Source organism: Petrotoga halophila DSM 16923, assembly GCF_002924615.1.
Genome location: NZ_JALY01000070.1, coordinates 1 through 5,491 on the forward strand (window position 1 = coordinate 1; position 5,491 = coordinate 5,491).

The 5,491-nt window shown below is 34.2% G+C and carries 6 protein-coding genes; 3 read left to right on the top strand and 3 right to left on the bottom strand.

Translation table 11 applies throughout. From position 1 onward, the window contains the following. The first annotated feature begins 230 nt into the window (after nucleotides 1-230). Complete coding sequence (locus AA81_RS14130) at nucleotides 231-401, top strand: hypothetical protein (protein ID WP_158584863.1); 171 nt, start codon at nucleotides 231-233, stop codon at nucleotides 399-401. Nucleotides 402-560: 159 nt separating this feature from the next. Here the strand turns inward: AA81_RS14130 and AA81_RS03270 are convergent, their stop codons facing one another. Beyond that, entirely contained in the window at nucleotides 561-902 is a 342-nt protein-coding gene (locus tag AA81_RS03270; RefSeq protein ID WP_169999595.1) for a hypothetical protein, read from the bottom strand. Nucleotides 903-1,203: 301 nt separating this feature from the next. Here AA81_RS03270 and AA81_RS03275 point away from each other — a divergent pair, with 301 nt between their 5' ends. Together AA81_RS03275 and AA81_RS03280 are read left to right on the top strand one after the other, a co-directional pair. Next, the gene (locus AA81_RS03275; RefSeq protein WP_103898182.1) at nucleotides 1,204-1,911 is read left to right on the top strand and encodes a hypothetical protein; all 708 of its coding nucleotides are present in this window, start codon (nucleotides 1,204-1,206) and stop codon (nucleotides 1,909-1,911) included. A 355-nt stretch (nucleotides 1,912-2,266) separates the two neighbouring features. Further along, nucleotides 2,267-3,451 carry an MFS transporter gene (locus AA81_RS03280; protein WP_103898183.1) on the top strand — a complete coding sequence of 395 codons (1,185 nt, stop codon included), beginning with the start codon at nucleotides 2,267-2,269 and terminating at the stop codon, nucleotides 3,449-3,451. A gap of 1 nt (nucleotide 3,452) precedes the next feature. Here the strand turns inward: AA81_RS03280 and AA81_RS03285 are convergent, their stop codons facing one another. Beyond that, nucleotides 3,453-3,875, bottom strand: coding sequence for a GNAT family N-acetyltransferase (locus AA81_RS03285; protein ID WP_103898184.1), 423 nt, complete (start codon nucleotides 3,873-3,875; stop codon nucleotides 3,453-3,455). After that, the gene (locus tag AA81_RS03290) at nucleotides 3,866-5,383 is read right to left on the bottom strand and encodes a gluconokinase (RefSeq protein ID WP_103898185.1); all 1,518 of its coding nucleotides are present in this window, start codon (nucleotides 5,381-5,383) and stop codon (nucleotides 3,866-3,868) included. Before AA81_RS03290 ends, AA81_RS03285 begins: the two co-directional genes overlap by 10 nt. Nucleotides 5,384-5,491: the final 108 nt, after the last annotated feature.

The window sequence follows — 5,491 nt, forward strand, 5'->3', positions numbered from 1 at the left end:
ACAATCCGTTGGGAGTATGTTGCCATAAGATTATTCAGGAAGCTATCGATAAAGGCTTAAAGTAAAATGATTCAAGTCGATATGTTCCCCAATACATCGAATGAAAAAATGCCGTGGATTTGTTTCCGAGAACGGACGGCTCGAAAGACATCAATACTGTCCTCTCGAGCCATGTAGAGTCAATGGTATTGATGTCACGAAAGTAAAGACTAAAAAGCCTTACAAATCCTATGTCTCATATGTTTCAAAGGTGCAGCAGAGATAACGAAATAGGAGAAAAAGACATATCAGTAAAAGTGCATAAATGCGAATGTGGATTAGAAATAGGCAGAGATGTAAATCCCAAAATAAACATAAAACATGATGGATTAAAGCAGCTTGACATTGAAAGAATAGCATAAATAAACAAATTGATCTATCAAGATGAATATGACAACGTGACTGAATTATGATGCACATTTATTGAATCAGTGAGTATATTAGGGGTGATGATCACAGATATTGGTGCGTGTTAGATCATAATTAATTGTCATCGAAATAGGGTAATGGTTAGATAGTATTTATGTCTTTGAAACAGATTTGCTTTTTGTTAGTTGAATGCTGTATAATTTATCCACAAGAACATTTATTTCTTCTCTTAATTTTACCATGTTTAAACTTTCGTATGTTTCCTTTAGTTGAGATTTAGTTTTTTCGCTAACAGTATCGCTTTCAAGCAACCGTTGGTATGGAGTCTTAGGTTTCTCGTATTCTTTTTTTATTGTTTTACCCTTGTCGTTTTTTACTTTGCTTTTTAGTTTAAAGTTGGGTATGAAGAAGTTATCTAGTAAGTCTGCTCTGCTGTAAATCTCGTTGAGCAGACTTACCTTTTCTTCACTTTCATACCTGAAATACCCTACCAATCTTCTTACCTTATCCCCGTTCTTTTGTTCCACGTGAGCGTTATCGTTCTTCTTGTAAGGCCTACTTCTTGAAAGATTAGCTTCATTGTTTCCTTTTACCTTTTATACCTTTCAAAAAGAGCCAAGGATATAATATCATTTCAAAGGCATTGAATTATGATCTAACCAACCTTTTTCACAGACATCTAACATGATCTAATGCGAGAGAGAAATCCCTCCAAGTTTGTCAGCATCGACTGATAATCATCTTGAATTCCTGAGATTTTTATTACCTACTTTCACAGGGGAGGAGATATTAAATATGATTATGAGGAAACCAACAATAGAACAGAAAAGACTGAATGTTGACCTATGGATAATTCTGGCTACAACTTTTGCAGCTCTTGAAATATGTATGGCTTTCCAAAGCCAGTTTAACAACATAGTCAAGGATATGCATATACACATCTTGTTAAGAACTTTGACTGCTGCTATATGTCAGTTTAGTATCGCAGGATTAGGGATTAGCATTGTAGCAATCTACAGAAAAGAAAGCTTTTTTTCACACGGATTAAGGTTTAAAGGTACTTTGAAGTCCATTGTTTTTTGCATACTTTGCTTTGTTCCTCATATCATTTTTTTAGCTGCAACAAAACAGATAACAAGTTATTTACCTTTTCAGTCTGTATGGATGACGAAAGAGGCTCTATCGAGTGGGTTCCCCGTTAATTCGGTAACAATGCTAATTATCACAACAGTCTGGGGCTTTTTTGAGGGCTTTAATTATGTGGTAATCAGCGATAAAATTAATCAGCGGTATCCCTCCAAAAACAGATTGCTTAATTGGGGTGCAATTTTTTGCGCGGTTACGTGTATTTTAATACATGGTATGATAGGTGTTACCCTTGAAGGTTTCATTGAAATGTTAACTGTAATTATCATTATTTATGGTATGCTAATAATAAGAGAGATCACAGGAAATGCGTGGGGATGTATATTCATTTTTGTGTTTTTATGGAATGCGTTCTGAGTATTATGAGAATTTAGATTAAATCTTTAAAGCTATATAAATCCAGAACTTGCTTAGGTTAATAACACGAAGTTACTTTAATAGTTGAAGGTATCCTAATTTTTTTCGCAAAATTATATTTTATAATAAAAATAGAAAATAGAAAGTAATAAGATGAATTTGAATTTGGTGTTTTTCAAACTTAAAGAGGTACTATATTCTTTTCTGACAATTACAGTCATAATTTTAAATTTTACTATAGCACTTTTGACCCAATAAGTGCTACTTTTATATTAGCTTTTATACAGGACACCGCAGATGGAACACTGTACCATTAGAATTTGTTTAAATTTTAAATCAACGGAGAGATTTTAATATGTATTCTATCTTACTAGTGATTATCTATATTTCATTCATCAGTCTCGGATTGCCAGATGCTCTTTTAGGGTCAGCCTGGCCAAGCATGTATGAAACATTAAACGTACCTGTATCGTATGCAGGAATTTTATCAATGATTATCTCTGGAGGAACTATTGTTTCAACTTTGTTCAGCGGTAAGTTTATTCATAAACTTGGTACTGGGAAACTAACCGCCATAAGCGTTGGAATGACTGCTATAGCATTGTTTGGTTTTTCTATATCAACTTCTTTTTGGCATTTGTGTTTGTGGGGGATACCTTACGGTTTAGGTGCAGGAAGTGTTGATGCAGCACTTAACAATTTTGTCGCCCTGCATTACAAAGCTAGACATATGAACTGGTTACATTGCTTTTGGGGAGTTGGAGCCACAATTGGACCATATATTATGGGAATATTGTTGACTAAGGGTTTTAAATGGAATTCAGGATATTTTACTATTTCGTTAATTCAAATTGTTCTAACCTCAGTACTGTTTTTTACTTTGCCGCTGTGGAAAGAGAAGAAAACAGGTAACAAAACCAAAGAAGAAAAATATAAAAATTATTCTTTAAAAGAGGTTATTACTTTACCCGGGACAATGTCTATTATGATCGCCTTTTTCTCTTATTGTGCTTTAGAGGCAACTACTGGTTTGTGGGCGGCAAGTTATTTAGTTCTAAATAGAGGTATAGCTGCTGAAATAGCGGCCAAATGGGCTGCTTCATTTTATTTCGGAATTACAATAGGAAGGTTTATATCTGGATTTATCACATTCAAAATGAATAATAAAAATATGATACGTTTGGGGCAAGGAATCATAATTTTAGGATTGTTACTGTTGTTTCTTCCTTTTAGCAATTATACGGCGTTTATAGGCCTTATTCTCATAGGTTTAGGCTGTGCACCGATTTATCCAAGTTTGATACATTCAACACCAACTAATTTTGGTAAGGATGTTTCACATTCCATTATAGGGGTACAGATGGCATCTGCATATCTTGGAACAACTCTTATGCCACCCTTGTTTGGATTTTTGCAAGAACATTTCGATATAAGGTTATATCCCATATATTTGATTATATTAGCCTTTCTTATGATAGTCATGGTGGAAAAGGCAAACGGTTTAATTTTGAGAAAACCTGTGATCAATAGTAAACCCTGATTTATTTGATATCTTTGGAATAAATCAGCAATTCGTTACGTTTGTACCACCCTGTTTTTTCCCAAAATGTCTTAGCAATTTCATTCTCATAATAAACAAACAAATGGCATTTTATGATACCTTTTTCTTTTAAACTATTTAAAACCAAGTTTACCAATTCTTTCCCTATCCCATTTCTTCTATACTTCTTATCAACCGCAAGATGGTAGAGATATCCTCTTCTTCCATCTTCGCCACCTAGGATTGTACCAATAATTTTTCCATCATCTTCACATATATAATTTAAACCTGGGTTTTTCTTCAAAAATCTTTCAATATTTTCTTTTGTATCAGAGTCGCTTAAACCCATGCCTTCTGTTGTTCCCCATAATCTATACATCTGATCATAATCTTCTATTTTTGCTTCTCTGAATTTTATTGCCATTTTTCTTCTTCACCTAAAGAATTGATCAATTGGGTATGTAAGTTATACATATCCCGATAGTTTTGGATCATTTTTACAAAAAAATTATAATAACCTTCATATGTTTTAACTGAAGAGGTTTGGGGTTCAAAGCTCTTTCCCAACTTTATCATAACTTCCCCAGCTTGCTCAATATCCTTGTAAACTCCCAATTGTGAAAAAGCTACCATCGATTCACCTATCAATGTTGCATTTTCGGTCTTTGATTTGGTTACAGGAATGTTGAATATATCAGCTAAAATTTGAATCCACACATCGCTTTTGCTGCCTGAACCACCCACTGTCAATCTTTTTAAATTGACGTTGTTTTCTTCTAAAGCTGTTTTTATCATGTTCAGTCCATAGCCTACACCTTCATATATAGATCTTGCCATGTGACTTAAGTTGTGAAAAGTTTTCAATCCAAAAAAACTCCCTGTAGATAAGCTGCCTATTCTTGGGTCTCTTTCTCCTGTTAGAAATGGAAAGCAAATAAGACCTTCGGAACCGGCTTTAACTTTCGAAGCCTCTTCGTTTATTTGATCATAACTCATACCGTTAGATATATTATTTCTAAACCATTCCAAAACTACACCTGCGTTGTTCACCGCTCCTCCTATAGCCCACATACCAGGTAATAGAGCATAGGTTTGTAGCCTGAACTGCCCTGTTTTATCAAGTAATGGTTCATTATATGCGCTTCTAAACATTGCAGTGGTACCTAAATTACATACAGCGCTTTTTTTATAACCCCCCATTCCTAAAATCATCGCGCCACCATCATAGACTCCTAACATTATAGGGACTACTTTTTCAAGGCCCATTTCTTTTGCAATTTCTTTTTTTACCGTATCCACTATTACGTTCCCAGGCACAAGATCTGGCAATTGATCCTTTTCAATCCCTAACCTTTTTATTAGTTCTTCATCCCATTTTTGCGTTTTTATATCCAAAAGTTGCGTAACAGAGGCTAAACTTGGTTCCGTGTAACACTTACCTGTTAATTTGAATGTAAAGAAACTTTTGATATCCAGAAACTTATAGGTTTTGGCAAAAATTTCTGGTTTTTCTTTTTTCAACCATAATATTCTGGCTATTGTATAATTAAAAGCAGGTGGGCAACCAGTCTTTTGGTATATTTCTTCAAAGGAAAATCTTTCTTCAACTTCATTCATTATATTCTGTGACCTTGTATCTAAGAGTGTTACCATATTCATCAAAGGATTCCCTTTTTTATCTATCGGTAGAAAACCGAATTGGTACCCAGAAAAAATTAATAATGAAATATCACCTTCAAAGTTTGTGATTATCTTCTTTGATATATCCAAAAAGTTTGCCCACAATTCTTGAGGATCGTGTTCTGCTGCCCCTTCCGCGGATTGAATTAAATTTATCTTTTTGACTTCTTGAGAGATGATGTCACCTTTTTCGTTTACAATTGCTACTTTCATGTTTGTCGTTCCTACATCGAGGACTAAAACATATTTCATACCCGAAAACCCCTTTTGTTGTTTAATTTTTTCTTTAGAATCCACAAATTTTTGAAGGATTTCTATTGTTGTAAGTTACATTTAATCAGTTTTAGCGCCCCTTCGCCC